The sequence below is a fragment of the Azospirillum terrae genome, from assembly GCF_053470425.1.
Genome location: NZ_JBPXMR010000001.1, coordinates 826,374 through 853,298, shown reverse-complemented (window position 1 = coordinate 853,298; position 26,925 = coordinate 826,374). Strand labels below are relative to the sequence as shown.

Below are 26,925 nucleotides of genomic sequence, written 5' to 3'. Positions count from 1 at the left end.
CGTCGATTATTGCGGGCTGCTAAGACGGGTGCATCAGCCAGTGGGTAAACAGACAGCCCACAACAATGTCGGCGGTGGTGCCTGGATTTACGCCATTGTATTTGAGTTCCCGGTCCAATTCCCCCAGGCGCGTTCGCGTTAGCTTGAAAGCGCGCCCGGCCTCTGATTTTTCCCTCAACTCGGACGCGCGTTGGCGTAACCGTTCAGCCGCGTCTACCCCGTATTTTCGGATGACATGGCTGTCAGGGACCGTTGCAAGCAACTCAAGGTACAGAAGTTCCGCCGCTTCCACGCAGCTTGCCCCGGCGTCCATCGCCTGTCGCAGGTACGGAACGCCGGATTCGAAGATGTCCGCATAGTCCGTCGCGTACTGCCGGGCGATCCGGTCGCGCTCCTGCGCCTCGCGCATGGCGGCCAGCAGCGTCACCGTTGCCGGGGCGTGTACGTCGTGCTCCTCGACCCGTCCCAGTCCCGCCGGTGCGGCCAGTGCGATGGCGCGGAACGTCCGTTCCGCGTCGGCCACGGTGAGGTCCGAAAGCACCCCCCGCAACCGGTCGCGCAGCGTGCCGGCATCGGCGGACAACGCGGCCTGGGCCAGCGGGGCCGCCAGCAGGATGATGCCGAGGTTGGTGTTGCAGCCCACGGACGCCCGCGTTGCGGCGACGGCCTCATGGATGCGTTCGCCGACCGTCAATCCTGGGCGTGCGAGGATCGGAGCCGTCACCTCGGCACTGATCAGGAACTGATCGACGGTCATCCCGTGCCCGGCGGCGTGGATGTGGACGTTGCCGGGCTTCAGGGCGCGCAACTCCGTCTGACATGCGGCCAGATAGGTGCCGGCAACGCCGGACGCCGGGTCAGGCGGGCAGGGCGCCCAGTTTTGCATGGTTGGGGCCTGCATGCTGGTTCACCCGCTCCACGAAGTCCCTCGCCAGGACATCGGCGATGTCGACCGGGGCGACGCGCTGGAGCCCCTGCCACGCCGGCATGCTGTTGACCTCCAGCACCAGCCAGCGTCCTTCGCGGTCCTGGATGAGGTCGACACCGGCATAGGCGGCGCCGACCACCGCTGCGGCGCGGACGGCGAGGTCCGCCGGCTCGTCGTCGGCGGGCGCCGGCTCGCAGGATGCTCCTTGGTGGACGTTGGTGATCCAGGTGCGGCCATGGCGGTTCATGGCGGCGACGGCGCGGTCGCCGACGACGAACACCCGCCGATCCTGCCAGCCATCCGCCGTCCGAGGCGGAATGAAGGGTTGCAAATAGTACACCCCGGCGACCGCTTCGGCCTCGGGCAGCGCCTCCGGTCCGCTCAGCCGCACCAGTCCGCGGCCCTGCGCGCCGAACAGCGGCTTCAGCACCTGATCGGGCCGGCTGGCCAGTTCCAGGCGCGCCGCGTTGGCGCTTTGCGTGGCGAGCGTCGGCGGGGTCGGCAGGCCGGCGCGGGCCAGCAGGAAGCTCGTCATGCTTTTGTCCACGCAACGCTCGACGGCGCGGGCGTCGTTGCAGACCGGCACCCCCAGCTCCCGCAGCGCGTGGAGCACGCTGAGGCACAGCGTCACCTGCTCGAAGCTGCCCTGGCCCACGGAGCGGACGAACACCCCGGCGGGCAGCGCATCGTCGAAGCCGGGGATCAGCAGCCCGGTGGCGGTGTGCCCCGCGGCGATCCCGCACGCCCGCAGCGAGACGCAGCGGCAGGGCAGGCCGCGCTTCTCGATGGCCCGCACGAGCCTGGGCGTGTGCCAGTCCGGCCGCTCCGTGAGGATGAGGGCGGTGCGCTCAGCGGACATCATCAAATGAGCGCTCCACCAGTTCGGGTGCCAGCGTTCCGGCATGGAAGCTGCGCCCGCTGTCGAGCGCGGTGACGGTCACGCGGGCCGGGCTGAACAGCATGGAATCGATGGCGTAGAAATCGCCCTTCACCGCGGCGAACACGTCGGCGAACGGCCGGCCATGGTCGCGCGAGGCGGACGACGGCAGGCGCTTCGCGAGATACTCCGCCTCGGCGTCCGGGCCGGTGACGTGCAACTGCACCGTGCCGCCGTAGAGGATCGCGTCGTTGGTGCGTCCCATGGCGGTCAGGAAGCCGCCGCCCGGCGGCGGAAGTGGCGCCATGCCGATGCCGTCGACGATGCGGTCGAGCGGGAAGCCGAGGGCATGCACCTTGTGCAGCGCCACCTCCAGCACCCGCGCCACCACCTGCACCGTGCCGGCGAGGCTCTGGGTCGGGGTGAGCACCAGCGTGAGGGTGTCCGCGGCGATGCCGCAGGTGGTGGCGATGTGGGCGACCAGTTCGGCGGGGGGCGCCTTGTCCACCTCCAGGACGAACGCGGCGGACTCCGCCACATCCCGATAGCCGATGTCGTCGAACAGCGTCTCCTGCCGCGCCAGCGCGCGGCCCGGCCCGGAGCCCAAGGCGAAGAAATTGCCGTGGCTGAGGCTCCACCCGGCGTACTGGCTGCCGAGGCACGCGAGCACCGGCTGTGCGCTGTGGACCGTGACGCCGAACGGCCACCCCGGCGTGCCGGTCACCGGACCCAGTTGGACCTTGCCGAGGCCGCCCATGCACAACGCCGCGATCCGCCGCCCGGCCTCCAGGCCGCCCGGATGGCGGATTCCGCCATCGACGACGCAGGCTCCCCCGACCCGCTCGATCCCGAGGCGGAGCACGGTGGCGTCGGCGACCAGGCGCTCGACCAGCGGTGCCGAAAGTGCCGCCAGACTGGGGCGTGTGTCTGCGCTCATGCTCGCATCTCCATCGGTTCCAGGCTGGCCGGTTCCAGGCTGGCCGCCATCTGCATCTGCCGCCGTTCCACCATGCGCCGCGCCGACCCGACGCCGGCGCCGTCCGCCAGCACCGTGCAGACCGGCTCTCCGCTCTCGATGCAGGCCGGCGCCGAAGGACGATCCGCAATCCAGACCGGCCAACGGATATCGTGTCCAACCAGCGTGGGGACATCCGCGTACAGCACCGCCGCCGCCCGGCACCCCCGGTGCGCCGGCAGCCTTTCAGGCAGCCGGCCGGCGCAGGCGTTCAGGTGAAGACCGAACAGGGGCGGCATCGGCTCGTGATCGAAGACATCCAGCGACGCGCCCAGCCGGGGGTTGATTTCCAGCAGTTGGAGGGTCCGTCCGGCCAGCAGGAAATCGGCGCTGTTGAGCCCGACCAGCCCGAGCGCCGCCGTCAGGCGGGCCACCATGCCGGACAGCAACCCGCTCAGCCGTGCAGGCAGGCGCAATGGCCCGGCGGCGCCGCCGTAGCGGTAGGGTTTGCCCGGTGCGGGCGCGGTCCATTGCCGACTCAGCCCGACCACCGCAGCCCGATGCCCGTTGGCGAGGAAGAGAACCGACACCGGATGGCCGGCTGTGCGGCGCTGAAAGTAGCATCCCGGCGGAGCGATCCCGTCCGCGGCGACGGCGATGTGGGTGCCGCCGCTGCCGCCCATGCGCTTCAGCAGGTATCCATCGGCTGGGCCGGCCACCGTCCGCGCCACCTCGGGATGCGGGATACCCAGCCGGTCCAGCAGCGCGGCAAAGGCGAACGGGTCCTTTGCGCGGGCGACCACGTCAGCCGCATTGCCCAGCACCGGCCGCTCGGCGGCGATGCGCGCCAGCCGTGCCGGATCGTCCTCGAAGCCGGCACCGTACACCAGCGGCGCGCCGCGCAGTTCCGGCCGCGCCAGGGCCTCCAGCATGGTGGCGGTGTCCATGTGCGGCAGCCGGATGCTGGGCTTTGCGAGGGACCGGGTGTCGCCGTCGCCGAACAGGTCGATGGCCGCGGGAGTTCGGCCCGCCCGCCGCGCGGCGGCGGCGAGGGCGCGCGCGGACAGCGCCGCGACGACCACATCCGGGCGCTCGGCCGGCGGGCGCTCAGCCGGCGTGTTCGCGGGCGGCATCGTAGGCATCGCGGAAGTCGAGGTACACCGCCTTGTCCGCATCGGCGAGGCGTTGCAGCAGGGCGTGCTGGACCCGGAACTTGACGTTGCCGACCGCCAGCGCGCCGATGCCGACGCCGCGTCCGCCCGGCAAGGGCGCGCCGTCGTCCTTGGCGGCGATCCCTTCGATCCCCGATGGCGGCACCGCGTTGACGTCCGCCGCCGCCAGCAGCCGGCCGGCCTTGCCGAGCTGCTGTGCCGATAGGATCTGCATGCCGGCGCGCCCGCAGGCGAACACCACCTCGGCGTCCGCCAGCAGCGTCTCCTTGGCCGCGTCGTCGGGGGCGTCGGCGCAGGCGAGTTCGACCCCGAAGCGCCGGTGGAACTCGGCGGCCTTGGGCTCCACCCCCGACAGGCCGCGGTGGCTGACCAGGGTGACCCGCGCGCCGGCCAGCGCGGCGATGACCGCCGCTGTCCCGCCGACCACGCCGGTCGCACCGTAGACCTGAGCGTTCAGCCCCTTGATCCCCTCGGGCCGGGAGCGGCGCAACGCCCGCTCGACGACGGCGACCAGCGCGCCGGCCGTGGTGAAGGCCCCCGCCGGATCGACCATGACGGAGATGGTAAAGGGCGGGAACATGGCCTTGCGCGCGGCGTCCATCATGTCCAGCGCCAGCAGCGCGTCGCGCCCGCCGATGAACAGCCCGGTCCGCGCGGCGTTGGCCGGATCGCGGGAGAACATGGCGTCCTGGGTGATGCCGGTGACCTCGGCAAGCTCCACGCCCGTGTAGGGGAACAGGGTCGTGATGCCGGCATCGGCGGCCATGTTCACGTCGAACGCGCTGACGTGCTTCAGCGGCGTCAGCATGTGCAGGACGTAGGGTGCAGCCATCGTGTGCCTCCCCGTTCAGTTCGTCGGCAATGTCGCGCGGCTGGCGGCCGTTTCCACCACCGCGCCGTCGTTGCGCCCGCGGCACAGTTGGAACTCCAGCGCGGTCCCCTTCCACCGGCGCTTCGCCGTGATCTGCAGGGCCGTCGCGCGCTCCGCGTCGCCGATGATGGCGAAACCCGTGGGGCCCCAGGAACTCTGGCCAACGCCGGGAATGCCTTCGGCCTCCAGCCAGGCGAGGGCGTCGGCGACCTGCGGGCTGGTGAAGCGGCCCCCCTGGACCGGGGCGAAGTGGTCGCCCACCGTGCGTTGCAGTTCACCGACCGCCCGTCCGAAAATCTCGGCGTCCGCTTCGGCAAGGGCCGGCAGCGCCGCCATGACCATCAGCCGGCAGAGATGCCCGGCCCGCTCCGCCGGGAAGGGCGGCAGCGCCTGGAACGCCTGCGCCTCGGCTCCGCCGTGCAGCCCTTGGCCGTCGCGGTGCAGGATCAGCAGGACGCGCCAATGCTCTGGAAAGGGCAGGCGGGCGACGATGGGCGGCGGCGCCTCGCCGGGGCCGCGTCCGCCGTCCAGAATGACGCCGCCGTTTTCGAACGCGCCGATGCCGATGCCGGAGCGCGCGCCGCGCTCCAACTCTGCGGCGAGCGTGCGCACCGGCAGGGGGTGGCCGTACAGATGCCCCAGCGCCGTGCCGACCGCCAGCCCTAGCTGCGTGCCCGAGCCGAGGCCGACGTGTTCGGGAATGGCCTCTTCCACCGTCAGCTCGGCGCACTCCGGCCAGCCGAAGCGGCCGCACAGCGCCTGCGCGGCGCGCAATGCCCGCTCGGCCGAGGGGCCAACCGCGCGCAGGCGGTCGGCGGGGCGGGCGCGGATGGTGGTGGCGATGCCGTCGAGAGTCAGCCCGAGGCTGCCGAACCGCCGCCCCAGGCAGCCGTTCATGTCGACGAAGCCCAGATGCAGCCGGGCGGGCGCGGTGACCCGCACCTCCCCTAAGTAATCGACGCCGCGAGGCATGAGAACCTCTTCTGTTTAAGGAAAGTTGCGTCGCTTTTCTTGACATGATAATGTTGCATTAAAAAAATACCCCGTCCCAATAGTATATACCCCTTTCGGTGCATTGGGCGGTCCGTCTCTTCTGGGAGGAAGACATGGAGGAAGTGCGGGAAATCACCTATTCGGACGCGGAGGTTGAAGAGCGTCTGAAACGGATACTGCCGCGCTGGCGTCTCAAAGGCGGTTGGATCCGGCGGAAATACAAGACGAACAGTTGGAAGGGCACGCTCATGGTGGTCAACACGGTCGGCCACTTGGCCGAGGCCGCGTGGCACCATCCCGACCTCACCGTCTCCTACGCCTGGGTCGAGGTGCGGTTGATGACGCACACCGCCAAGGGGATCACCGACAAGGATTTCCAGCTCGCCCGCAAGATCGAGGAGGTCGTCCAATGGCAGCCCGGCCTTGAAGGCGGCGCGCTGGAGGGAACTCCGCGCGACGATCAGCGGTTCGCCTACATCAGGTACGATTGACGGTTATTGAAGGTTGAACCATGGCGACCCCCACCATGGCGAACCAACGTGACGTCGTGTGTCCGTTTTGCGGTCTCGGCTGCGATGACCTGACGGTCAGGGCCGAGCCGAACGGTCTGGCGGTGGAGTCCACCGATTGCCCGATCGCGCGCGCCGGCTTTGCCCGCACCGATCCGGCCGAACCGCCGCGGGTTGGCGGCAACGCCGTTGCGTTGGATGCGGCGGTGCAGGCGGCGGCCAAGGCGCTGGGCGCGAGCGATGCGCCGCTGATCGCCGGCCTGGGTGCTGACGTGGACGGCGTGCGCGCCGCCCTGGCGCTTGCCGAGCGTGTCGGCGCAGTGGTGGATCATGTCCACTCCGAGGGGCTGTACCGGAATCTGGCGGTGCTTCAGCGCACGGGCTGGATCGCCACGACCTTCGCCGAACTGCGCAACCGCTGCGATCTGCTGGTGGTGGCCGGACCCGACCCGGCGGCGTTCCACCCGCGCCTGTACGAGCGCTGGGTGACACCCCCGCCGGCCTTTCAGGAGCCCGCGACGCGCGAGGTGGTGTTCCTGTGCGGCGAACCGCTGGACAGCACGCGGGCCGCGCTGGCGGGGCTGCCGGTCACCGTGCTTCCCGGCGACGGCGCACCGGTCGGGGAGGTGGCGGCGGCGCTGTCGGCGGCGCTGACGGACCCGTCCCATGCGGCGCCCGACATCGCGGCGCTGGCGGAGCGCCTGGGGAAGGCCCGCTACGCCGTGGTGGCGTGGGCGGCGGCCGGCTTCGATGGGCCGCACGCCGACCTGACGGTGGAGCGGCTGGTGCGTCTGGTGCAGGACGTGAACCGCCACACCCGCTGCGCCGGGCTGCCGCTGACCGGGCACGACAATGTGGTCGGCGCCAATCAGGTCTGCACGTGGCAGTTCGGCGTACCGCTGCGCACATCGCTGGCCGGCGGCGTGCCGGTGCACGACCCCTACCGCTTCGCCTGGGAGCGGTTCATCGACACGGCGGACGTTGTTCTGTGGATCAGCGCCTTCCGGGCGGAAGTACCCGCGTTTCCGGCGGGCAAGCCGGTCATCGTCCTGGCTCCGCCGGGCACGACGTTCACCGAAGAACCGGCATTGTTCATCCCTGTCGGCACGCCGGGCATCGACCATCCCGGCCACGTGTTCCGCGGAGATACGGTGGTCGCGCTGCGCACCGGCCGTCTTATCGACCGCGGGCTGCCGGATGTCGCCCACGTGCTGAACGCCATAACCGCCGCACTGGAGGCCGCATGCTGATGAAGCTTGCCCAGGGCCGCGTCTACGATCCCGCCAATGGCCGCGACGGGGCGGTGGGCGATTTGTTCGTCCAGGACGGGCGGATCGTCGCCGACCCCGGTCCCGGAGCGGTCCCCGACGAGACGCACGATCTGTCCGGCAAGGTGGTGATGGCCGGCGCCATCGACATTCACAGCCACATCGCCGGCGGCAAGGTCAACATCGCGCGCCTGCTGATGGCCGAAGAGCACCGCGCGTCCCCCGTGCAGGCCGAGGGGCTGTGCCGCTGCGGCGGCGGCGTCGCCAGCCCGTCCACCCACGTGACCGGCTGCCGGTACGCGCAGATGGGCTACACGGCGGCCTTCGAGCCGGCCATGCTGCCAAGCAACGCCCGCCACGCGCATCTGGAGATGGCCGACATTCCGTTGATCGACACCGGCGGCTATCTGGTGCTGGGCAACGACGATCTGCTGCTCGACCTGCTGGCTTCGGGGGCCGGGGAGGAGGCTGTGGCCGATTACGTCGGCTGGATGCTGAACGCCACGCGCAGCCTTGCCGTCAAGGCGGTGAACCCCGGCGGCATCAACGCCTTCAAGTACAACCAGCGCCGCCTGAACGTGGACGAGACCGGCCCCTTCCACGCGATCACGCCGCGCCGCATCCTCACCGCGCTGGCGGCGGCCGTGCAGCGCCTCGGTATTCCCCACCCGCTGCACCTGCACGGCTTCAACCTAGGCGTTCCCGGCAATGTAGAGGCGACGCTCGACAGCATTGCGGCGGTGGACGGGCTGCGGCTGCACCTCACCCACGTGCAGTTCCACGCCTATGGCGCCGAGGGCGACCGGCGCTTTTCCTCCGCCGCCGCGCAGGTGGCGGAGGCGGTCAACCGCCGGCCGAACATCTCCGTCGATGTCGGGCAGATCATGTTCGGGCAGACGGTCACCGCGTCCGCCGACACCATGGCGCAGATGGGCAACACCAAGCTCTCGCACCCGAAGAAGTGGGTGATGATGGACATCGAGTGCGACGCCGGCTGCGGCGTCGTGCCCTTCCGCTACCGCGACAAGGCGTTCGTCAACGCGCTGCAATGGGCGATCGGGCTGGAGCTGTTCCTGCTGATCGACGATCCCTGGCGCGTCTTCCTCACCACCGACCACCCCAACGGCGGCCCGTTCACCAGCTATCCCGAGCTGATCCGGCTGCTGATGGATCGCGATTACCGGCTGGCCAAAATGGCGGAACTGCACCCGGCTCTGCCGAAGCACACCATCCTCGGCTCGCTGACGCGCGAGTACTCTCTGGGCGAGATCGCCACCATGACCCGCGCGGCGCCCGCGCGCATCCTCGGCCTGTCCGACCGCGGGCACCTCGGGCCGGGGGGGGCGGCGGACATCACGGTCTACACCGACCGGCCGGACCGGTGCGCCATGTTCGAGAAACCGGAGCTCGTCTTCAAGGACGGCCGGCTGATCGTCCGCGACGGCGTGGTGGTGGCGCTGGCGCGGGGCCGCACCCATGTGGTGGAGCCCGCCTACGACCCCGCCATCGAGGCGCGGATCGCCCGCCATTTCGACCAGCGCATGGGCCAGCGGCTGGCGCACTTCCGCATCGGCGAGGACGAGATCCGCGGCGGAAACGGCTTGGTCCGCCACGCCTGCCAGCCGGGGGCGTTCTGATGAAGCTCAATGGCGTCCACATCGAGGAGACCTTCGCCGAGGCGTTTCCCATGTTGGGCACGCGGCTGATCGTCACCGCCGACACGCCGGTGTGGGTGCAGGCGGCGGCGGTCAGCATGACGGGCTTCGCCACGTCGGTGATCGGCTGCGGCTGCGAAGCGGCGGTCGAGCGCCTGCTGCCGCCCGACGAGACGCCTGACGGACGTCCGGGTGCGGCGGTGCTGCTGTTCTCCATATCCAGGGACGAGTTGGCGATGCAGGTCGTGCGGCGCGTCGGGCAGTGCGTGATGACCTCGCCGGGGTCGGCCTGCTACGCGGGCTTGCGGGAGGGCACGGCGATCCCGCTCGGCAACAGCCTGCGCTATTTCGGCGACGGTTGGCAGATCGCCAAGCGGATCGGCGGCCGGCGCTACTGGCGCATCCCGGTCATGGACGGCGAGTTCCTGTGCGAGGCGACCACCGCCGTGGTGGAGGGCGTCGGCGGCGGCAATTTCATCCTCCTGGCGGCGGACCGCAACGCCGCGCTGGCGGCGGCGCAGGCGGCGGTCATGGCGATCCGCGAGGTGCCCGGCGCCATCCTGCCGTTCCCCGGCGGGGTGGTGCGCTCCGGCTCCAAGATCGGCGCCAAGTACAAGGGCATGATCGCCTCCACCAACACCGCCTTCTGCCCGACCCTGCGGCACGCCGTGACCGCGTCGCTGGTGCCGGAGACGGTGGAGAGCATCCTCGAACTGGTGATCGACGGCGTTGGGCCGGAGGCCGTGGGCGCCGCCATGCGCGCCGGGATCGGCGCCGTGGTCGGTCTGGGGGCTGCGGCCGGCGTCGTGGCGGTGACCGCCGGCAACTACGGCGGCAAGCTGGGGCGCTACCAGTTCCATTTGCACGAGGTGATGGCATGAGCGGCCTCATCCTCACCGTCCGCGAGCCTGCCGGCCCGCCCATCGACGTGGCCGGCGTGCTGCCGGACCGGCTGGCCGAGGGCACCGCCGCCGTGGCCGCGCTGCCCCTGATCCGCGGCAGGGAGCGCCATCGGTTGGACGAACTGCTGGAACTCCAGCCCGGCGGCCCGCCCGGCACGCTGATACTGCGCTCCGGCGGCGCCGTGCTCGACGGGGTGGGGGCGGGCATGGCGGCGGGCGAGATCCTTGTGGAGGGCAACTGCGGGGCCTACGCCGGACGTGGGATGCGCGGCGGCACGCTCATCGTCGAGGGTTCGTGCGGCGCCTTCGCGGCGGCTGAGATGGCCGGTGGGCTGATGCGCATCGCAGGCGACGCGGGGGATTTCCTGGGCGCGCCGCAGGCCGGCAGCCCGCGCGGCATGAGCGGCGGCTCCGTCATCGTCGGCGGCAACGCCGGGGACCGCGTGGGCGAGCGGATGCGGCGCGGCCTGATCGCCGTTCAGGGACGGGTCGGCGGGCTGTGCGGCGCCCGGATGATCGCCGGCACCATTACCGTTGGCGGCGGGTGCGGGCCGGGGCTCGGCATGTCGATGCGCCGGGGCAGCATCCTGCTGTTGCAGGCGCCGGCTCCGCTGCCGGCCGGCTTCGAGGATGGCGGGACGAACGACTGGCTGTTCCTGGAACTCCTGCGGCGGGATCTCGCGGCGGCCGGCGCGTGGCCGGTGGGGTTCCCGGCCGCGGGGACCCGCGCCCGCCGGCTGCTCGGCGACCGTTCGGTCGGGGGTGTCGGAGAAGTGCTCATCCTTTCGGAGACGTAGCTTGGACGCCGCCGCGATGCCAGATCTGGAGGGCATCGCAAGGGAATGAAGCCTCATGGGGAGGATGATCCGCCTGCTGATCGTCGCCGGCACGCTGCTGCTCGGGCCTCCCGCATGGGGCGCCGATCCGATGGTGATCCGCATCGCCTACCTGACCGTGGCGGAGGAGCCGCGGATTCCCCTGACCTTCCTCGAACCGGTGGCCGAGGACGAAGGGGTACAGGGCGCCCGGCTCGGCATCGCCGACGACAACACGACCGGACGCTTCCTCGACCAGCGTTTCGAACTGGTCGAGGTGACCGTCCCCATCGACGGCAGCGTCGAGGACGCCGTGCGCAGCCTTGCCGGCCAAGGAATTCGACTGCTCGTCGCCGACCTCAAGGCCGACGCGCTGCTCGCCGCCGCGGCGACGGCGGAGGCGCGGGACATGCTGATCTTCAACACCCGCGCCTCCGACGACGATCTGCGCAACGAGCGCTGCCGCGCCAACATCCTGCACATGACGCCCAGCCGCCGCATGCTGGCCGATGGGCTGGCGCAGTATCTGGCGCTGCGGCGCTGGTCGAACTGGCTGCTGGTGGTCGGGCGCACGCCGGAGGATGTGGCCTTCGCCGACGCGCTGCGCCGCGCAGCCAAGCGCTTTGGCGCCCGGATCGTCGAGGAGAAGACCTGGACTTTTGAAGATTCCAACCGGCGGACGGACACCGGCCACGTCACCTTGCAAACGGAAATCCCCACCTTCACGCAGAGCCGCGAGTACGACGTTCTGGTCGCCGCGGACGAGGCGGACGAGTTCGGCGAGTACCTTCCCTATCGCACATGGCTGCCCCGTCCGGTGGCCGGCACGCAAGGGTTGGTGCCGACCGCGTGGTCGCGCGTGCATGAGCAATGGGGGGCGACGCAACTGCACAGCCGCTTCGAGCGGCAGGCTGGACGCTGGATGCGGCCCCGCGACTACACGGCCTGGATGGCGCTCCGCGCCGTGGGCGAGGCGGCGACGCGCACCCGCTCCGCCGATCCGGTGGTGCTGGCGGCCTTCATCCGCGGGCCGGATTTCTCCCTGCCGGCGTTCAAGGGGCAGGGGCTGACGTTCCGTGAGTGGGACGGCCAGTTGCGCCAGCCCGTGCTGCTCGCCGGGCCGCGCATGCTCGTCTCGGTGTCGCCGCAGCCGGGCTTTCTGCACCAGTTCTCGGAACTCGACACGCTCGGCGACGACCGGCCCGAAAGCAAATGCCGGAACCACTGACAACAAAAAGGGGAGGGCCGCGCCATGTGGATCGTCAGGGGGGCCGTGCTGGCAGCGCTGGGCCTTGCCGTCATTCAACCTGCCCAGGCCGATACGCTTTATGTGTCCAACGAGAAGAGCAACACGATCTCCGTGGTGGACGGCGGCAAGATGCAGGTGGTCGGCACCATCAAGGTCGGGCGCCGCCCCCGCGGCATCACCTTCAACCGGGACATGACGCGTATCTTCGTCTGCGTCGGCGACGACAACCGGATCGACGTGGTTGATCTGGCAACGCAGAAATTGGTCGACCGCCTGCCGTCCGGTCCCGACCCGGAGCTGTTCGTCCTGGAGCCGGAAGGGCGCCTGCTCTACGTCGCCAACGAGAACGACAACATGGTGTCGGTGCTCGACACCGACGCAAAGAAGATCGTCGACGAGATCCAGGTGGGGGTCGAGCCGGAAGGCATGGGGATCAGCCCCGACGGCAAGACCCTGGTAACCACGTCGGAAACCACGAACATGGCGCACTTCATCGACACGGCGTCGCACAAGATCACCGACAACGTGCTGGTGGACGCGCGCCCGCGGGTGGCGCGATTCACTCCCGACACACGGTTCGTCTGGGTGTCGTCGGAGGTCGGCGGGACGGTCAGCGTCATCGACATGGCGACCCGCAAGCTCGTCCATAAGATCAGCTTCGCCGTTCAGGGCGTCCCGCGCGAGGCGATTCAGCCGGTCGGCGTCCAGATGACCAGCGACGGCCAGCGGGCCTTCGTCGCTCTCGGCCCCGCCAACCGGGTCGCCGAGATCGACGCCAGGACCTACGAGGTCATGCGCTACCACCTCGTCGGCCAGCGCGTCTGGAACCTGGCGCTGTCGCCGGACGAAAAGCGCCTCTACACAACGAACGGCGTCAGCAACGACGTGTCCGTGCTGGACATGGACCGTGGCCGGGTCATCAAGTCGATTGCCGTCGGCGGCGCGCCGTGGGGCGTGATCGTCAAGCCGTGAGGGACGGCACGGTGACGGCCGTCCTCGACGTGGAGCGGGTGAGCCACAGTTTCGGGGAGCGCAAGGCGCTGGACGACGTTTCCTTTGCCATCCCGGCCGGACGCTTCGTCGTGCTGCTGGGCCTCAATGGGGCGGGCAAGACGACGCTCTTTTCGCTGATAACACGGCTGTACAACACGCGGAACGGCAGCATCCGGGTGTTCGGCTTCGACATGCGCCGCCAGCCCACGCAGGCGCTGGCGCGCATCGGCGTGGTGTTCCAGCAGCCGACCCTCGACCCCGACCTGACGGTTATGCAGAACCTGCGCTACCACGGCGGCCTGCATGGCTTGTCGGCGGCGCGGATCGAGGAGAGTGCGCGCGAGGAACTGGCGCGCATCGGCCTTGCCGACCGCGCCGACGAGCGGGTGCGCACGCTGTCCGGCGGGCAGCGGCGGCGCGTCGAGATCGCCCGCGCGCTGCTCCACCGGCCGAGCCTGCTGCTGCTCGATGAACCAACGGTCGGGCTGGACGTCGAACTGCGCCGGCAGGTGCTGGACCACGTGCACGACCTCTGCCGGGAGCGCGGGCTTGCCGTGCTTTGGGCCACCCACCTGATCGACGAGGCGCGGCCGGAGGACGGCGTCGTGGTTCTGCACCGCGGACGGGTCCTCGCGTCCGGGCTGGTGGCGGACGTGTGCGCCACGGCCGGTGCCGGCACGCTGGGGCACGCGTTCGGGATGCTGACCGGGGGGGCGCGATGAACCTGCTGCTGTGCTGGCGCTGCCTGCGCAGCGTCATCGTCCGCGAGGGCCTGCGCTTCGTGCACCAGCGCGAGCGCTTCTTCGCGGCGCTGGTGCGGCCGCTGGTCTGGCTCGCCATCTTCGCGGTGGGCTTCCGGGCGGTGCTCGGGCTGTCGATCATTCCACCCTACGAGACGTACATCCTCTATGAGGAGTACGTGGTGCCGGGCCTGATCGGCATGATTCAGCTGTTCAACGGCATGCAGAGTTCGCTTTCCATGGTCTACGACCGCGAGATGGGCAGCATGAAGACCCTGCTGGTCAGCCCGCTGCCGCGCTGGTACCTGCTGGTGTGCAAGCTGCTGGCCGGCGTGCTGGTGTCCATCGCCCAGGCCTACGTCTTCATCGCCGTTGCGTGGTTCTGGGATTTCCAGCCGCCGCCGCTCGGCTACCTCGCGGTGCTGCCGGCGCTGGTGCTGAGCGGGCTGATGCTGGGGGCGGTCGGCCTGCTGCTGTCGTCCTTCATCAAGCAGTTGGAGAACTTCGCGGGTGTGATGAACTTCGTCATCTTCCCGATGTTCTTCGCCTCCTCCGCCCTCTATCCGCTGTGGCGCATCCGCGAGGGCAGCCCGATCCTGGCGCGGGTCGCCGAACTCAACCCGTTCACCCACGCCGTCGAGTTGATCCGCTTCGCGCTGTACCTGCAACTCGATACCACGGCGCTGCTGGCCGTGTCGGCGTCGCTGGTCGTGTTCCTGGGGGGGGCGATCATGGCCTACGACCCCGGCCGGGGCTTCTGGGCTCGCCGCGGCGGGCCAGCGGAGCAGGGCTGACCGGAACCGCACCTCCGCTCGTCCGGTTGACGGAAGTGGACCTGTCCCGACCGGGCAGGAACACGTGGAGGAAAGCATCATGACGGACAACCGCGACAAGAAGCAGCAGAACAAGACCAGTGGTGGAAGTAGCGCCCTCGGCGACCAACAGAAATTCAAGAAGGACGAAGCACACGACGCTAAGAAGGACGAGCAGGCCAAGGACGAAATCGGCCGCATGGGCGAAGCGTCCGAGCAGAACAAGCGCGCGAAGGATGTGCGTTGAGGGATTAACGGGCGCTTCGCCTGTTGAGTGCTGGGAGGCTTGCGCGTTCATGCCGAGCCTCCCAACATGAAACTGGAGGAAATTCCCATGCGGGATCTGCGCAGCGCATCCATCACGTCCGTGCTGGCCCTTGGCTTGGCCTTCGCGGCGTTGCCGGCGGCTGCCCAATCGTCAACCTCGGGCAGCACGGGCACTCAGGGGTCGAGTTCGACCACCGGTACCCTTCCCGATAATTCACTGGCCGGCCAGCGGCAGGGCGCCGCGACCGGTGGAAAGGCTCCCCAGACCGGCGAGCAGAGCGGAACGTCTGGTTCCTCGGCCGCTGCGCCGACAGGGACTCTTCCCGACAACACGCTAGCCGGTCAGCGGCAGGGCGCCATCGGCGGCGGCACCGTCACTCAGGGCGGCGCCGGCTCGGCGGAAGGTGCCAACGGCAAGCCGAAGCAGGGGCAGGGCTCCGGGCAGTAAGGGCCGGCGGCACTCGAGGGGATGAGCCAGACGGCCTCCAGCGTTTGTAATGCCGCCAACCGGCAAACAGGGTTCGTCTGGTTCAGCCCGCCAACAGATGCGACGGGATTGGTCGTCATCGTATGATGGCGCCGATGTCTTCAGACTCGAGCATATGTTGGAGAACGAACGCCGCTCCGCCTTCCGTCAAGTGGCTGTCATCAAAATTCGCCGGTTCGTTGGCGATCTCGGTGACGCATTTTCTATTTGGGCAAATAATATCAATCGTCGATATGTAATGCGCCTTTTTGTTGATGGTTTGTTTCATTTTTTTGTCCAAATTTTTGACGGGATCGTAATACATATTCTCAAAGAACAGTTTTCCGCCGCGACCGGAAAGGTATGATGAAGCCAAAAGGCGAGGTAGCTTCTGGCTGTATCTCATCGATGGGCCGAACACATAGACCTGCTTTGTGTGGGCGGAAATGTATTCAATCGTCCTGTTCAGTTCAGGTATGTCGGTTTCGAACCACAGGCCGGACATGATGATGGCGTCGAAATGAAGGTTCGGAATGTAGTCTTTCAACGCCCGCGTGACCAAGTCGTAGCAATAGTTTGATCCTGGCGGGGGGAACACGGGGCGGCATCCCGCTGTGGTTACCTGCGAGATGTTGTAGTCTTTCAGGATGCGTTCGATGGCGGGATAATAGTGGGCCGCATGGCTGTCGCCGAACAGGAGGATGTTGGGCTTTTCCGCGTTGGTTTTTATGCAACGAGCCGGGTCGAAGTCGTCGACGCTCTTGGATTTGTCGTACAGGAAACAAACGCCCCGGCGCCAACGTTCTTCTGAATAGTCAAGGTAGCTCACGGTGTTCTGGACATTCGCCGGCAGCCTTTCGGGCAGCCCTCGGTTCACAATCGCAACTCTTCCCAATCCCGCAAAAGCCACGGATGCGGCCAAGCCGCCGGCGATCAGCCGGCCCGCACGCCTGGTGATCTTGATGTGGCGCGTCGGGACTTCAATCATGATGTAAGACAATGCGCCCGCTGCGGTCGATGCCGCGAACAAGCCGATCTGCTCGCTCAAGGTCGGATTTGGAGATGCGGCCATTCTGTAGAATACGATTATCGGCCAATGGAACAGGTACATCGAGTACGAAATTTTGCCGAAGAATCGCATCGGCGGCAGGCTCAAGGCACGCCCCACAAAGGTTTGCCGGCTTTGGCCGAAAAACAGCAACAGAGCCGTGCAAAGCGTCGGAAGCAAGGCGAGCGTTCCGGGAAATGGCATCTTCTCCGTAATGAACCAGCAACTTGCCAGGATGCCGGCGGTCGCAATCATCGAGGCAAGCGTTTCGACGCTCGTCGCCAAGCGTGGTCTCGGAACAATGGCTACAATACCGCCAATGCAGAATTGCCACATACGGGCAGGCATCAAATAGAATGCGGCATTTTTGGCTTCCGAGTTCACCCAGAACTCGTTGACGCCATACGACACCAAACAGACAGCCAAAAGAAGCGCGAGGGTGTTTCTGCGCAAAAATCTAAACACAAAATACGTGGCGATCGGCATCACGAGGTAGAATTGCTCCTCCACCGCGAGCGACCATGTGTGCAGCAATGGCTCGAATGAAGCGATATGAAAATAGTCGATATGGTGATAGAAGTATATATTTGAATAATATAATGCTGAACTCATAACGCTTCTTGACAGATTTACGATCTCGCTGGGAAGAAGCAAGTTGTACGCCGCGATGCACACGGCGCCGAGCATGGCGAAGGCTGCCGGAAAAATTCTTCTCACTCTTTTTGCATAAAAATCCATGAACAAAAAATCATCGTCAATGAGAGCTCTTTGAATTAATCCGATTATGAGATATCCGGATATAACGAAAAATACGTCAACGCCAATAAATCCGCCTGGAAGAGCGGAGGGATTTATGTGAAAAATCGTTATGGAAATAACCGCGATGGCGCGAAGTCCATCAATATCGTTTCTGTAATTCAAGCGCCACTCCTTTGGCGGCGTGTTCCGACGTGTCGTGTTTATCTGTGGAAAGCCGCGATTTTTCTGGATGTTCCAGCGGCCGAAAAACGTCGACGAATGGCCGCACCCGAAGTCCTATATCCCATTCAAAGCTTCAACGGCAACCCTTGGCGCGGCGATGAAAATTGCCGCTGAGCTTTGAGAGCGTGGCTTCGGCTGGCTTGGTCCCTTCGGCATCGCCCTCCCAAGGCCTTAACGGACGGCGGTGAGGTCGGAAATGGCGGAGCGGACGGAGGCCAGGGCGGCCGGGTCCAGAGCGCCGCCCCGCTCCCCGCCGACGCACAGGGCCGTGCGGAAGCCGAGGTAATCCGGGGCGAGCCGCAGCAGCAGCGGAACGTCCGCCAGGGTCAGCGAACCGGCGAGCCCCGTCAGCAGGCCGAGGGCGCGCGCCTCGTCCACGAACCGCGCCACCTCGTATATGGTCTTGTGCCGGAGCAGCCCGCCGCCGCTCTTCCCGGCGGTGTCGAGCATCGCGCCGGCAAAGCCGGCCCGCGCGATGTCGCTCAGCAGACGGGCATCCGGCCACAGATCGGCGAACAGCACGGCGACGAGCCGGGTGCCCTGCCGCGCCTCGGGGGCCAACGCCGCGAGGCAGCCGGCCGGGTCGCCTTCGGGAAGCAGGCCGATCTTCACGTAATCGACACCGCAAGCCCGCGTTTCGGCGACACGGGCCGCCACCGCCGCGGGCTGCATCGGCCGGTCGCCGATGGTGGCGCTCAACGGCGGGAGCACCGGCCATGAGCGGGTCACCGCGACCGCCGTGGCGATCCGCTCCAGCGCCCAGGCACCGAGCGCACCGGACGCGGGGTCCTTGAGATCGAGGAAGTCGGCACCGCCCTCCGCGGCCAGGGCGAGTTCCTCCAGAGTGGCGACGCTGGCCAGCAGCCGGGTCATGCCGCGCTCTCCGTGCCGGCGCGGTGTTCGGCGATGCGGTCGATCAGCCAGCCCCAGGCCTCCAGCTCGATCGGGCCGGCGGTCTTGTCGATGGCGATGGACAGGTACTCCACCTCGCGGTCGATCTTGTCGGCCGGCAGGAGGTGCAGGCGGCTGACCAGGATCGCCCCCTCGACCACCGCCGCCTGCGCCCGGTTGAAGCCGCGGAACGGGCGGTGGCTGACGAGGTGCACCGGCCGGCAGTCCAGGCGCGGGCGCACGCCGTCGTCCTCGACGGCGACGACCTCGACCTCTTCGTGCGCCAGCGCCCCGGCGAGCACGGCCCCGCGGATGCGCTGCGCCGGTTCGGTCGGCCACTGGCGCCGACGCCCGGTCACGCAGCCGGCGAACACCCGGACGTCGTCGGCAAAGTTGACCACCGCGCACCGCGTGGCGAGCAGATTGTCGAGCGTGCGGGACGGGCGGAAGGGGGCCAGCATGTAACCGGTCTCGGTCACCGTGGCGCCCATGGGGGCGATGTGGACGGCCCCCGCTGCATCGCAGCTCGTGATGATCGTCTCGCGGATGAAGGTCACGGCGTGGTGCTCCCCGGCATCGCCGGCCGTGTCGTCCCGGCGGCGTGGAACCCCGAGCTGTCCTCCGCCGGCCGGTCCACCGCGGCCCCCCAGCGCAGCTCGTTGTCCTGGGTGTAGCGTTTGCCGAGCTGCCAGGCGATCTGCGCGCGGCCCAACTCGACGCCGAGGTAGAAGGCGTGCCCCAGATCGCCGCGCGCGTCGATGCGCGGGTACAGCGCGAAGGGGTCTTCTGCCACGTGGTGGCCGTCGCGGTTGTAGAGGTGGATGCCCTGTTCGGTGACTTCGATCCGGTAGTTGGGGTCGCGGATCTGGGCGGCGAGAGCGGCGACCTGTTCCGGCGTGCTGACGAACGGCTTGCGGTCGCGCAGGCAGAGCAGCGCGTCGCCGAACCCCTGCGGCCGGGCGCCGGCTTCCCGCGCGGCGAGGAACTGCCGGCGCGCCCGGTCGAACTCGTGGATGGTCCGGCGACAGTGCGGGCTGACCTGCACTGTCAGGACATGGTCGATGTTCAGTTCGGAAATGACCCCCATGAGCAGCGCGGTCATTCCCGGCGTGTCGGCGTCGGTCAGTTCGGTCACGTTGCCGATGCCCATCAGGATCTCCAGGTCGGGATGGCGCGCCCGGACCTCGCGGTAGCGCAGCAGGGAGTCGGTGAAGCCGTAGTGGATCGGCTCCAGGATCGGGTCGGCGATGCAGCGGCGGCCCTCGCTTCGGATCGCCTCCACCGCCCGGTACAGCGACGGGAGGTCGTTGGGCGTGGTGGGGATCACCACGGGCACGGCGTCGGTCTCGCGGGCGACCCACGCCGTCGCCTCGGTCAGGCTCAGCAGGTAGGAGGCGCCGGCCCGCGCGCCGCGCAGCAGGTCTTGCGGGTCCAGGGAGTCGACGCTGACGCTGTGGCCGGCGGCGCGCAGGGCGGCCACCGCGTCCTCCAGATGTGGGAAGGGGTGGTCCGGCAGGCAGCCGAGGTCCACCACATCCGCGCCGTCCGCGGTGAACCGGGCGGCGCGTTCCAGGATGGCCGGGATGTCCAGCAGCGGGGCCTCGACGATCTCTGCGAAGATGCGGGTGCGGTAGCGGCTGAGGTCCACCGGCGCGGCTTGGCGCTTGAAGTGCTGGGGCAGGTCCTCCAACTCGTCGGGGCCGCGTTCGAAGGGGACGCCGAAATGCGCGCTCAGCCGGTCGAGGTCGCCGCGGAACCGGCCCGGCAGCAGGACGAGGTCCGCCCCCTCGGTCGATTTCAGCCGTCGCAGCACGATTTCGGTCGTCGCCAGCGCCGCGACCTTGACGCCGAGGTTCACCACACTGGTCCGAAAATCGAGCGGTTGCAGGGAGTCGAGCACCCGCTTCAACCGAGGCTCGGCCAGTTCGCCGGTCAGGAAAAGGATGTGCTCAGGCATGGACCGTCCCGGTCAGGCGGGTTCCGATCAGTCGGGTTCCCATGGGCGTGCGTGTTTCCAGCGCCTCGGCGAACCGCCGGTGATCGGCCCGCGCGACGCACCAGACGCTCCCCCCGTAGCGGGCCACCCGGCCCGGCAGCGCCGGATCGACGATTCCGTCCGCCGCCATGCGGTCCACGGAGGAGGGCGCGTCCGGCAGTGCGGCGGACTTGACCAGCACCGCGCACGCGGCGCCCAGCGTTTCCGCAAGCCAGACCGCCAAGCTGTCCGAGGTCACGTCCCAGCTCTCGGCGACGCCGGCGGTTTCGGCCAGGGGGAGCGGCATCCAGACGGCGGGACTGGTGCGCAGTTCGTTCACCGTATGGGCCGGCGTCAGCCGGGGTTCCAGATCGGCGAGCGCCGTGCCGTACTGCTCCATGGCGAGCAGGGCCATGCGGTGCGCCGCGCGCTCGCCGAACCCGAGCTTCGGTTGCGCGTCCCGCACCGCATCGGCGAACGGACCGCCGCCGGGCACGATGACCACCCGAACACCCCGCGCCGTTGCCAGGAGATCCAGCCAGCACCGCAGCTCCGGTGCGCCCCACAGACTGCCGCCCAACTTCACCACCCAGAGCGGCGGGGTGCTCATTGGCCCTCGCGGCGGGACCGTTCGAGGACCACGCCCACGCCGCCGGACTCCGGGACGACGTCGAGTTTCTCGACCTGCACCCGCGCCTTGGTCACGCGCGGGTCGGAGAAGCACAGGGCGAGGATGCGGTCGGCCAGCGTCTCGACGAGGTGCACGTGCTCGGCGTCGCGCAGGGCGCGGATGCCGTCGATCAGGAAATCATAGGACAGCACCTCGTCCAACGCGTCGGTCAGGGGCTGTTCGGGCCAGGGCAGGGTCAGGCAGACGTTGACGCGGACGCGCTGACGACGCCCCTTCTCGCTGCCCCAGACGCCGATGCGGAACTGGTCCACATAGTCGCGCAACGTGATGTCGTAGGTCTGGGTGCGGCTCGCCGCCGGGCGGTACGGCACGTAGGACAGCAAAGCATCGTCGGCCACGCGATCCTCCTCCCTGTCACGGGACATTCGTCGGAAGCCGATGGCGCAGCAGCCAGTCCACGCCGTGCCGCCACGACCGCTCGTTGTCGCCCCGGATGTCCGCGACTCCCGTGGCGACGATCTCGCCGCTGCCGACCTCGCGCATTATAATCTGCACGTTCAGGATCAAGGTGCTGATCTTGTGGATGAAGCCGGTTACCACAATATCGGCGCCCGCCTTGCGGCCCAGGTCGCGCTCGCAGCCGTTGCACAAGCGGATCGACGCCGGCAACTGGGCGGCGAGAGCGGTGTCGCGGACACCCGTGACCTCATAACGGCCTTTCAGCCCGTCGCGCAGAATTTCGGTCATCCGTTTCAGCCGTCCGGGGTGGTCGGGATCGGGCGGTTCGCCGCTGGTGTCGAAGAGTTCCAGGTCGAAGACCAGCACCTTGGCCTCCGTTTGGGCCTCCGTTTGGGCCTCCGTTTGGGCCGCCGCGTGGGCGGATGTGGCGAACGCCATCAGCAGAAGCAGGGCGAGCCGGACTCTCATGGGGGACCTTGCTTATCCGAATGACCGGGTAGGCAAGCCCGTGCTTCGCCTTGCAGACTCCGGGGATGCCTCACCGGTCCATCCTGATCGTCATCGGTGTTTTGCTCCTCCCGCCGTCCCTCGCGGTGGGGGCGGAGCGCAACCCGGATTGGCCGTGCGCCCAGATCCTGGTTCCGACGCTGTCCCCCGGCCAGATCTGGCCCGGCGACCCCATCGAAGACAAGGAGGGCGCCTGGCGGAGCATCCCCGGCGTCGAGCCGATCCTGAAGCAGGCGACCGACCGCTCGGTCGACATCGACCGGGCCGAGGCGTCCATCGACCGCTTCGCCGACACCCTCGGGCCGGACCGCAACGCGGTGCTCACCGCGCTCTTCGCCGGTGTGTTCGATGCGCTCAACCAGGAGCGCAGCAGGGCCATCGACGTGATTCAGCGCTACGCCCATCAGCAACGCGCCCTGCTCGACCGCATCGCTGAGGGGTTGACCAGCCTGCGAACGCTTCCCCCCGACTCCCCCGAGGCCAAGGCGTTGCAGGAGGACATCGCGTGGCAGCGCCGCATTCTCGACGAGCGGCGCCGCAACCAGACCGCCCTGTGCGATCAGCCGGTCCAGCTGGAACAGAGGCTTGGCCGTGTTGCGCGCGCCATTGCCGCTCACCTCGACTAATCCCCTTCAGTTCGACGCGCCGCTGCCGAAGGGCGTGACCGGCTCCAGCGGGTACCCCGCCTCCTGCCACCGCGTGGTGCCGTCCGGGTACCAGTAGACGTTGCTGTAGCCCCATTCCACGGCGCGCTTGGCGGCGTTCCACGACATCCAGCAGTTCGGCTCGCAGAACAGCACCAGCTTGGCTGCGCGGTCGCCCTTGCTGAGCGTCTCCAGGCCGGTGCGCAGATAGCGTTCCTGCCCTTGCGACAGGTTGCCGTAGCCGGTGTTGGGCAGCCAGACGGCGCCCGGCAGGCTCATGCGGGGCGGCGGCGCCCACACGGCCGGCGGCGGGCGGTCGGCGGGGCGCGGCGGCGCCGGCATCACGTCGATCAGCCGCAGCTCCGGCGCGCGCTGCATCAAGCCGCGCAGTTCCGCCAGGGTGACGGTCGAGGCGCCGGACAGCCCGGCGGGGGCCGGCGCCCGGTAGTTGTCCATACGGTAGCCCGGCGGTTCCGTGGCCGCCGCACTCTTCAGCGTGCCGTCCGGGGCGACCAGCGGCACGTGGTAGCGCAGCAGAATGCGGTCGATGTCGGTCTGGCGGCGCGTGATGAAGTCGTTGAGCCAGTGCTTCCAATCCGGCTCGTCGGTGCGCAGGCCCATGGAGATGTTGAATTGCAGGTGGGCGGATGCGGGCTCCTTGACCAGTGGGACGACGGTCAGCGGCTCCGTCTGCTGGGCGGCGTAGTAACCGGCGATCGGCCCCCAGATCACCGCGGCGTCCGTCCGCCCGGTCGCCACGTCCTGGATGGCGTCGCGGGCGGGGTTGTTCGCGCGGGTGTCGGTGTTGAGCTGGTACGGCTCGGTCCTGGTGAGGCCGTACTGGCGCATGAGGTTGGCGGCCGGCGTCCGCTCGATGATGCCGATGCGGGCGTCCTTCAGCGCCGGGTCACCCAGGGTTTCGGCCGTGATCCCCGACGCGGTGCGATAGACCAGCGCGTAGACCGTCCGGTAGTACGGGTTGGTGTTCTGCATCTGCTCTTCGCCGGACGCCGTGCCCATGACCAGATCGCACTGGCGGGCGCGCAGCGTGTTCCGCACGAAGCCGATGGTTTGCGGCCACCAGAAATAGGTGACCGGCCGCTGGAGATCCTCGCCGATCAGGCGGGCGATCTCGTTCTCGAAGCCTTCCAGCCGGTCGTTGGAGAAGGGCAGGAGGTTGGCGTCCGCGCAGACCCGGACGGCGGCCCGGTCGGTGGCCTCGATGGCGGTGGCTGGCGTGGAAAGCAGGACCAGCGCCGCGGCTGCCGCTGCGCAGGTTCTGAACGCAACCGTCATGACGCCCTCCCTCAACTGCCGATCCGCTGCGGGCGTCCGCCGGGCAGCGCGCCATCGGCGCGGGCCTTGAGGTAGCGGTAGATGTCATCGAGGTTCTGCACGACGTTCGGGTCCGTGCCGAACGACGGCATCACCTTGTCGCCGGTGGCGCCTTGGTTCTGGCGTCCGTTGATGACGACCTCCTTGAACTGGTCGTAGCTCAGGCGCTTCAGCGAATCCACGAGGGCGGGCGCGAAGGACGACCCGTTGGCGTCGAAGCCGTGGCAGGTGTGGCAGACGGAATGAAAGCGGCGGTAGCCGTTGTACGTGCCCTTGTCCACCTGTCCGTCCTTGACGGTGTAGGTCGGCGTCCCGTCCGGTGCGACCGGCGCGTCGTCCTGCTGCGCCGCGACCGGGCCGATGATGGCTGCGGCGCCCAACAACGCCAGGGCGAGCACGCAGACAGGCGTGCGAATTCCGGTTTTCATGTTCATGGAGGTCCTCGCCGGATCGGGGGGCACGGTAGAGGAACGAAAACCCCGGTGCTCCGAAGAGCACCGGGGTCGGCGCGTGCCTCACTTCTGGTCGGGGATGTGGAAGACGGTCAGCACGCCGCCCAACTGGGTGTATTCACCCAGCGACATTCCGGCACCGACGGCACCCAGGCCGGCGGTCGCCACCCCGGTGCCTTCCGCACGGTTGGGATGGACCGCGTGATGCCAAGCGGCCGCGCCGGCTTCCTGGTTCAGGCCCGCCGCCAGACCGATGCCGGCCCAACCGCCGACGCCGGACAGCACGGCGACGTACTGCTTCCCGTTGTGCGTGTAGGTGTTGATGTTGCCGATGATGCCGGACGGCGTCTTGAACCGCCACAGCTCCTTCCCGTCCTTCATGTCGACGGCGATCAGATAGCCTTCCAGCGTGCCGTAATAAGCCACACCGCCTTTGGTGGTGAGCGCACCGCTCCACACCGCGAACCGCTCAGGCCGCGACCAGACGATCTTGCCGGCCGCCGCGTCCCACGCGATGAAGTTGCCCATGCCACCGTGCGAGTTCGGCGTCGGGTACATGGATACGGTCGAACCGACATAGGCTTGACCGGCGGTGTACTGGACCGAGAACGGCTCATAGTCCATGCAGATGTGGTTGGTCGGCACGTAGAACAGCCCGGTGTCCGGCGAGAACGACGCCGGCTGCTGGTCCTTGGTGCCCAACGCCGCCGGGCAGACGCCCGCGGTGTTTTTGTCTTCGCCGTTGGCGAAGGTGCTGTACTTGTCGACGACCTTCGGCCGCCCGGTCTTCATGTCGACTTCGGACGCCCAGTTGACTGTCGGGTCGTACTTCTGCGCGACGAGCAGTTCACCGTTCGTCCGGTCGATGGTGTAGGCGAAGCCGTTGCGGTCGAAGTTGACCAGCACCTTGCGCGGCTGGCCGTTCACGTTGATGTTGGCCAGGATGTTCTCGTTGACGCCGTCGAAGTCCCATTCGTCGAAAGGCGTCTTCTGATAGACCCACTTCGCCTCGCCGCTGTCCGGGTCGCGGGCGAAGATGGTCATCGACCATTTGTTGTCGCTCTTGTTGCGGTCATGATCGACGGAGCGCTGGGTCGGGTTCCAGGTGCCGGGGTTGCCGGTGCCGTAATAGATCAGGTTCAATTCGGGGTCGTAGGTGTACCAGCCCCAGGTGGTGCCGCCGCCGCGCTTCCACTCGTCGCCCGGCCACGTGCTGACGCCAAGGTCCTTCTGCCCGATGGGCTTGCCCATCATCGTGGTCTTGTTCGGGTCGATCTTGACGTCGGTGTCGGGGCCGGTCGAGTACGCCCGCCACACCTGCTTGCCGGTATTGATGTCGTAGGCGGTCAGATGGCCGCGCACGCCGAATTCGCCGCCGCTGATGCCGACGAACACCTTGTCCTTGACCACCAGCGGGGCCGCCGTCAGCGTTTCACCCTTGGTGTGGTCGCCGTTCTTGGCCTTCCAGAGCTCCTTGCCGGTGTTCGCGTCGAGTGCGACCAGTGTGTTGTCCGCCTGCGCCAGGAACACCTTCCCGTTGGCAACCGCGACGCCGCGGTTCACGGTGTCGCAGCACATGACGGGAATGACGTTCGGGTCCTGGACCGATTCATACTTCCAGATGACCCGGCCGGGATTGTTCAGGTCCAGCGCAAAGACCTTGTTGGGAAACGGTGTGTGAATGTACATCACGTCGCCGACGACAATCGGCCCGCCCTCATGTCCGCGCAGAACGCCGGTCGAGAAGCTCCAGGCGACCTGAAGATCCTTGACGTTGTTCGTGGTGATTTGATTGAGAGGGCTGTAACGTTGGCCGGCATAGTTGCCGAGCTGTAGAGCCCAATTGTTTGGGTCTGCCGAGTTTTTCATGATGCTGTCGTTCGCGAAGGCGGACCCGGATGCGAAAACAGCGGCCGAAACCAGCAGCCATCGTGACAAGGACTTCATCGCGCTCCCTCCCGTTATTAGCGTTTGTTGCTACTTGAAAACCAATTTGATGGCGCTTGTGAAAGCATTTGTTATGGAAAAATGCCGTGTGCTGGCTCGGCGGTTGCTCGAAGCCAATTAAGCACTTAAAACTATATTGAGCGTGATCGAGCGTCAAGTCGGCGTGAGAAAAGATTCTGTAATTGGCGTAGAATCAATCATTTTGGATAACTTGTCCACGCAAATAGGTGGTAGGGATGGTATTCTAATTTATCCGAAAAAGCATGATTTTTTGGTTTGTATTATCAAATTTTTGCGATGCGATATTGCATTGCAACAAGAATGGGTTGGGTTGTGGCGGATTTCTGACTCCAACAGCCCTTTCGTGGAGGGACTATGTCTGTTAGGGAACTGTTGGGGTGCCTGTTGAAGAGTCGTTTATCCATTCGGAAAATGGTGGTGCATGTTCGAATTGATCCTCGTGGTTTGCCTGATGTCCCGGCCTGACGATTGCTCGGTCGAACGTCCGTCTTTCGTGGAACGCTTCCCGAACGTCGCGTCGTGCACGCGAAATGGATACATCAGCGCCGTGCAATGGCAGATG

At 67.7% G+C, this 26,925-nt stretch carries 29 protein-coding genes; 13 read left to right on the top strand and 16 right to left on the bottom strand.

Annotated elements, in window-relative coordinates; all coding sequences use genetic code 11:
- Window positions 1–19 precede the first annotated feature (19 nt).
- The 6 genes from ACSVDD_RS04015 to ACSVDD_RS03990 are packed head-to-tail and all read right to left on the bottom strand — an operon-like array spanning window position 20 to window position 5,775.
- A complete protein-coding gene (locus tag ACSVDD_RS04015) occupies window positions 20–901 on the bottom strand; it encodes a triphosphoribosyl-dephospho-CoA synthase (RefSeq protein WP_448187991.1) in 882 nt (293 codons plus the stop codon).
- Entirely contained in the window at window positions 858–1,790 is a 933-nt protein-coding gene (locus ACSVDD_RS04010; RefSeq protein ID WP_448187990.1) for a RimK family alpha-L-glutamate ligase, read from the bottom strand. Before ACSVDD_RS04010 ends, ACSVDD_RS04015 begins: the two co-directional genes overlap by 44 nt.
- On the bottom strand, window positions 1,777–2,742 hold the full coding sequence (gene mch, locus ACSVDD_RS04005; protein WP_448187989.1) for a methenyltetrahydromethanopterin cyclohydrolase: 966 nt from the start codon (window positions 2,740–2,742) through the stop codon (window positions 1,777–1,779). The genes ACSVDD_RS04010 and mch overlap by 14 nt, the downstream gene beginning before the upstream one ends.
- Window positions 2,739–3,893: an ATP-grasp domain-containing protein gene (locus ACSVDD_RS04000; RefSeq protein WP_448187988.1), complete on the bottom strand. Its 1,155-nt coding sequence runs from the start codon at window positions 3,891–3,893 to the stop codon at window positions 2,739–2,741. Before ACSVDD_RS04000 ends, mch begins: the two co-directional genes overlap by 4 nt.
- Entirely contained in the window at window positions 3,868–4,764 is an 897-nt protein-coding gene (locus tag ACSVDD_RS03995) for an NAD(P)-dependent methylenetetrahydromethanopterin dehydrogenase (protein WP_448187987.1), read from the bottom strand. Before ACSVDD_RS03995 ends, ACSVDD_RS04000 begins: the two co-directional genes overlap by 26 nt.
- A 15-nt stretch (window positions 4,765–4,779) precedes the next feature.
- Window positions 4,780–5,775: a beta-ribofuranosylaminobenzene 5'-phosphate synthase family protein gene (locus ACSVDD_RS03990; RefSeq protein ID WP_448187986.1), complete on the bottom strand. Its 996-nt coding sequence runs from the start codon at window positions 5,773–5,775 to the stop codon at window positions 4,780–4,782.
- A gap of 134 nt (window positions 5,776–5,909) precedes the next feature.
- Here ACSVDD_RS03990 and ACSVDD_RS03985 point away from each other — a divergent pair, with 134 nt between their 5' ends.
- From ACSVDD_RS03985 to ACSVDD_RS03935, 11 genes are all read left to right on the top strand, one after another.
- Complete coding sequence (locus tag ACSVDD_RS03985; RefSeq protein ID WP_448187985.1) at window positions 5,910–6,287, top strand: 4a-hydroxytetrahydrobiopterin dehydratase; 378 nt, start codon at window positions 5,910–5,912, stop codon at window positions 6,285–6,287.
- A gap of 20 nt (window positions 6,288–6,307) precedes the next feature.
- Window positions 6,308–7,555 (top strand): formylmethanofuran dehydrogenase, encoded by a 1,248-nt coding sequence (locus ACSVDD_RS03980; RefSeq protein WP_448187984.1) that lies wholly within the window; start codon window positions 6,308–6,310, stop codon window positions 7,553–7,555.
- The gene (locus tag ACSVDD_RS03975; protein WP_448187983.1) at window positions 7,549–9,210 is read left to right on the top strand and encodes a formylmethanofuran dehydrogenase subunit A; all 1,662 of its coding nucleotides are present in this window, start codon (window positions 7,549–7,551) and stop codon (window positions 9,208–9,210) included. Before ACSVDD_RS03980 ends, ACSVDD_RS03975 begins: the two co-directional genes overlap by 7 nt.
- A complete protein-coding gene (gene fhcD / locus ACSVDD_RS03970; protein ID WP_448187982.1) occupies window positions 9,210–10,109 on the top strand; it encodes a formylmethanofuran--tetrahydromethanopterin N-formyltransferase in 900 nt (299 codons plus the stop codon). Before ACSVDD_RS03975 ends, fhcD begins: the two co-directional genes overlap by 1 nt.
- The gene (locus ACSVDD_RS03965; protein ID WP_448187981.1) at window positions 10,106–10,927 is read left to right on the top strand and encodes a formylmethanofuran dehydrogenase subunit C; all 822 of its coding nucleotides are present in this window, start codon (window positions 10,106–10,108) and stop codon (window positions 10,925–10,927) included. The genes fhcD and ACSVDD_RS03965 overlap by 4 nt, the downstream gene beginning before the upstream one ends.
- Before the next feature lie 55 nt (window positions 10,928–10,982).
- Window positions 10,983–12,173: a lanthanide ABC transporter ABC transporter substrate-binding protein PedA1 gene (pedA1, locus tag ACSVDD_RS03960; protein ID WP_448187980.1), complete on the top strand. Its 1,191-nt coding sequence runs from the start codon at window positions 10,983–10,985 to the stop codon at window positions 12,171–12,173.
- A 24-nt stretch (window positions 12,174–12,197) separates the two neighbouring features.
- Window positions 12,198–13,166 (top strand): PQQ-dependent catabolism-associated beta-propeller protein, encoded by a 969-nt coding sequence (locus tag ACSVDD_RS03955; protein WP_448187979.1) that lies wholly within the window; start codon window positions 12,198–12,200, stop codon window positions 13,164–13,166.
- Between the two features lie 11 nt (window positions 13,167–13,177).
- The gene (gene pedB, locus ACSVDD_RS03950) at window positions 13,178–13,909 is read left to right on the top strand and encodes a lanthanide ABC transporter ATP-binding protein PedB/LutE (protein ID WP_448187978.1); all 732 of its coding nucleotides are present in this window, start codon (window positions 13,178–13,180) and stop codon (window positions 13,907–13,909) included.
- Window positions 13,906–14,721 (top strand): lanthanide ABC transporter permease protein PedC, encoded by an 816-nt coding sequence (gene pedC, locus ACSVDD_RS03945; protein WP_448187977.1) that lies wholly within the window; start codon window positions 13,906–13,908, stop codon window positions 14,719–14,721. The genes pedB and pedC overlap by 4 nt, the downstream gene beginning before the upstream one ends.
- Before the next feature lie 79 nt (window positions 14,722–14,800).
- Entirely contained in the window at window positions 14,801–14,986 is a 186-nt protein-coding gene (locus tag ACSVDD_RS03940) for a hypothetical protein (protein ID WP_448187976.1), read from the top strand.
- Window positions 14,987–15,052: 66 nt separating this feature from the next.
- Window positions 15,053–15,454: a hypothetical protein gene (locus ACSVDD_RS03935; protein WP_448187975.1), complete on the top strand. Its 402-nt coding sequence runs from the start codon at window positions 15,053–15,055 to the stop codon at window positions 15,452–15,454.
- A gap of 115 nt (window positions 15,455–15,569) precedes the next feature.
- On the opposite strand, the gene ACSVDD_RS03930 is transcribed toward ACSVDD_RS03935, so the two are convergent.
- The 7 genes from ACSVDD_RS03930 to ACSVDD_RS03900 form a co-directional block, all read right to left on the bottom strand.
- Entirely contained in the window at window positions 15,570–17,441 is a 1,872-nt protein-coding gene (locus ACSVDD_RS03930) for an acyltransferase family protein (protein ID WP_448187974.1), read from the bottom strand.
- Window positions 17,442–17,672: 231 nt separating this feature from the next.
- On the bottom strand, window positions 17,673–18,374 hold the full coding sequence (locus tag ACSVDD_RS03925) for a (5-formylfuran-3-yl)methyl phosphate synthase (protein ID WP_448187973.1): 702 nt from the start codon (window positions 18,372–18,374) through the stop codon (window positions 17,673–17,675).
- On the bottom strand, window positions 18,371–18,949 hold the full coding sequence (locus ACSVDD_RS03920) for a DUF447 domain-containing protein (RefSeq protein WP_448187972.1): 579 nt from the start codon (window positions 18,947–18,949) through the stop codon (window positions 18,371–18,373). Before ACSVDD_RS03920 ends, ACSVDD_RS03925 begins: the two co-directional genes overlap by 4 nt.
- Window positions 18,946–20,349: a DUF6513 domain-containing protein gene (locus ACSVDD_RS03915; protein WP_448187971.1), complete on the bottom strand. Its 1,404-nt coding sequence runs from the start codon at window positions 20,347–20,349 to the stop codon at window positions 18,946–18,948. The genes ACSVDD_RS03920 and ACSVDD_RS03915 overlap by 4 nt, the downstream gene beginning before the upstream one ends.
- Window positions 20,342–20,977 carry an amino acid kinase family protein gene (locus ACSVDD_RS03910; protein ID WP_448187970.1) on the bottom strand — a complete coding sequence of 212 codons (636 nt, stop codon included), beginning with the start codon at window positions 20,975–20,977 and terminating at the stop codon, window positions 20,342–20,344. Before ACSVDD_RS03910 ends, ACSVDD_RS03915 begins: the two co-directional genes overlap by 8 nt.
- Entirely contained in the window at window positions 20,974–21,396 is a 423-nt protein-coding gene (locus ACSVDD_RS03905) for a dihydroneopterin aldolase (RefSeq protein WP_448187969.1), read from the bottom strand. The genes ACSVDD_RS03910 and ACSVDD_RS03905 overlap by 4 nt, the downstream gene beginning before the upstream one ends.
- Before the next feature lie 16 nt (window positions 21,397–21,412).
- On the bottom strand, window positions 21,413–21,925 hold the full coding sequence (locus ACSVDD_RS03900) for a DUF3280 domain-containing protein (RefSeq protein ID WP_448187968.1): 513 nt from the start codon (window positions 21,923–21,925) through the stop codon (window positions 21,413–21,415).
- Between the two features lie 65 nt (window positions 21,926–21,990).
- Here ACSVDD_RS03900 and ACSVDD_RS03895 point away from each other — a divergent pair, with 65 nt between their 5' ends.
- Entirely contained in the window at window positions 21,991–22,590 is a 600-nt protein-coding gene (locus ACSVDD_RS03895; RefSeq protein WP_448187967.1) for a hypothetical protein, read from the top strand.
- Window positions 22,591–22,596: 6 nt separating this feature from the next.
- On the opposite strand, the gene ACSVDD_RS03890 is transcribed toward ACSVDD_RS03895, so the two are convergent.
- The 3 genes from ACSVDD_RS03890 to ACSVDD_RS03880 form a co-directional block, all read right to left on the bottom strand.
- Window positions 22,597–23,904: a quinoprotein dehydrogenase-associated putative ABC transporter substrate-binding protein gene (locus ACSVDD_RS03890; protein WP_448187966.1), complete on the bottom strand. Its 1,308-nt coding sequence runs from the start codon at window positions 23,902–23,904 to the stop codon at window positions 22,597–22,599.
- A gap of 11 nt (window positions 23,905–23,915) precedes the next feature.
- Window positions 23,916–24,377, bottom strand: a complete 462-nt coding sequence (locus ACSVDD_RS03885) for a c-type cytochrome (RefSeq protein ID WP_448187965.1) — start codon at window positions 24,375–24,377, stop codon at window positions 23,916–23,918.
- Window positions 24,378–24,458: 81 nt separating this feature from the next.
- On the bottom strand, window positions 24,459–26,264 hold the full coding sequence (locus tag ACSVDD_RS03880; protein WP_448187964.1) for a methanol/ethanol family PQQ-dependent dehydrogenase: 1,806 nt from the start codon (window positions 26,262–26,264) through the stop codon (window positions 24,459–24,461).
- Here ACSVDD_RS03880 and ACSVDD_RS03875 point away from each other — a divergent pair.
- Complete coding sequence (locus ACSVDD_RS03875) at window positions 26,263–26,463, top strand: hypothetical protein (RefSeq protein WP_448187963.1); 201 nt, start codon at window positions 26,263–26,265, stop codon at window positions 26,461–26,463. The two genes, ACSVDD_RS03880 and ACSVDD_RS03875, sit on opposite strands and share 2 nt — an antisense overlap.
- The last annotated feature ends 462 nt before the right edge of the window (window positions 26,464–26,925 follow it).

Excerpts from the sequence above, each read along its gene's own strand:
- ACSVDD_RS03890 (WP_448187966.1), bottom strand. The coding sequence starts at position 23,904 with ATGACGGTTGCGTTCAGAACCTGCGCAGCGGCAGCCGCGGCGCTGGTC.
- ACSVDD_RS03990 (WP_448187986.1), bottom strand. The coding sequence starts at position 5,775 with ATGCCTCGCGGCGTCGATTACTTAGGGGAGGTGCGGGTCACCGCGCCC.
- ACSVDD_RS03935 (WP_448187975.1), top strand. The coding sequence starts at position 15,053 with ATGAAACTGGAGGAAATTCCCATGCGGGATCTGCGCAGCGCATCCATC.
- ACSVDD_RS03955 (WP_448187979.1), top strand. The coding sequence starts at position 12,198 with ATGTGGATCGTCAGGGGGGCCGTGCTGGCAGCGCTGGGCCTTGCCGTC.
- ACSVDD_RS03940 (WP_448187976.1), top strand. The coding sequence starts at position 14,801 with ATGACGGACAACCGCGACAAGAAGCAGCAGAACAAGACCAGTGGTGGA.
- ACSVDD_RS03915 (WP_448187971.1), bottom strand. The coding sequence starts at position 20,349 with ATGCCTGAGCACATCCTTTTCCTGACCGGCGAACTGGCCGAGCCTCGG.
- ACSVDD_RS04015 (WP_448187991.1), bottom strand. The coding sequence starts at position 901 with ATGCAGGCCCCAACCATGCAAAACTGGGCGCCCTGCCCGCCTGACCCG.
- ACSVDD_RS03975 (WP_448187983.1), top strand. The coding sequence starts at position 7,549 with ATGCTGATGAAGCTTGCCCAGGGCCGCGTCTACGATCCCGCCAATGGC.
- ACSVDD_RS03995 (WP_448187987.1), bottom strand. The coding sequence starts at position 4,764 with ATGGCTGCACCCTACGTCCTGCACATGCTGACGCCGCTGAAGCACGTC.
- mch (WP_448187989.1), bottom strand. The coding sequence starts at position 2,742 with ATGAGCGCAGACACACGCCCCAGTCTGGCGGCACTTTCGGCACCGCTG.
- pedA1 (WP_448187980.1), top strand. The coding sequence starts at position 10,983 with ATGGGGAGGATGATCCGCCTGCTGATCGTCGCCGGCACGCTGCTGCTC.
- ACSVDD_RS03880 (WP_448187964.1), bottom strand. The coding sequence starts at position 26,264 with ATGAAAAACTCGGCAGACCCAAACAATTGGGCTCTACAGCTCGGCAAC.
- ACSVDD_RS04000 (WP_448187988.1), bottom strand. The coding sequence starts at position 3,893 with ATGCCGCCCGCGAACACGCCGGCTGAGCGCCCGCCGGCCGAGCGCCCG.
- ACSVDD_RS03900 (WP_448187968.1), bottom strand. The coding sequence starts at position 21,925 with ATGAGAGTCCGGCTCGCCCTGCTTCTGCTGATGGCGTTCGCCACATCC.
- ACSVDD_RS03895 (WP_448187967.1), top strand. The coding sequence starts at position 21,991 with ATGCCTCACCGGTCCATCCTGATCGTCATCGGTGTTTTGCTCCTCCCG.
- ACSVDD_RS04010 (WP_448187990.1), bottom strand. The coding sequence starts at position 1,790 with ATGATGTCCGCTGAGCGCACCGCCCTCATCCTCACGGAGCGGCCGGAC.
- ACSVDD_RS03910 (WP_448187970.1), bottom strand. The coding sequence starts at position 20,977 with ATGAGCACCCCGCCGCTCTGGGTGGTGAAGTTGGGCGGCAGTCTGTGG.
- fhcD (WP_448187982.1), top strand. The coding sequence starts at position 9,210 with ATGAAGCTCAATGGCGTCCACATCGAGGAGACCTTCGCCGAGGCGTTT.
- pedC (WP_448187977.1), top strand. The coding sequence starts at position 13,906 with ATGAACCTGCTGCTGTGCTGGCGCTGCCTGCGCAGCGTCATCGTCCGC.
- ACSVDD_RS03980 (WP_448187984.1), top strand. The coding sequence starts at position 6,308 with ATGGCGACCCCCACCATGGCGAACCAACGTGACGTCGTGTGTCCGTTT.
- ACSVDD_RS03885 (WP_448187965.1), bottom strand. The coding sequence starts at position 24,377 with ATGAACATGAAAACCGGAATTCGCACGCCTGTCTGCGTGCTCGCCCTG.
- ACSVDD_RS03925 (WP_448187973.1), bottom strand. The coding sequence starts at position 18,374 with ATGACCCGGCTGCTGGCCAGCGTCGCCACTCTGGAGGAACTCGCCCTG.
- ACSVDD_RS03985 (WP_448187985.1), top strand. The coding sequence starts at position 5,910 with ATGGAGGAAGTGCGGGAAATCACCTATTCGGACGCGGAGGTTGAAGAG.
- ACSVDD_RS03965 (WP_448187981.1), top strand. The coding sequence starts at position 10,106 with ATGAGCGGCCTCATCCTCACCGTCCGCGAGCCTGCCGGCCCGCCCATC.
- ACSVDD_RS03875 (WP_448187963.1), top strand. The coding sequence starts at position 26,263 with ATGATGCTGTCGTTCGCGAAGGCGGACCCGGATGCGAAAACAGCGGCC.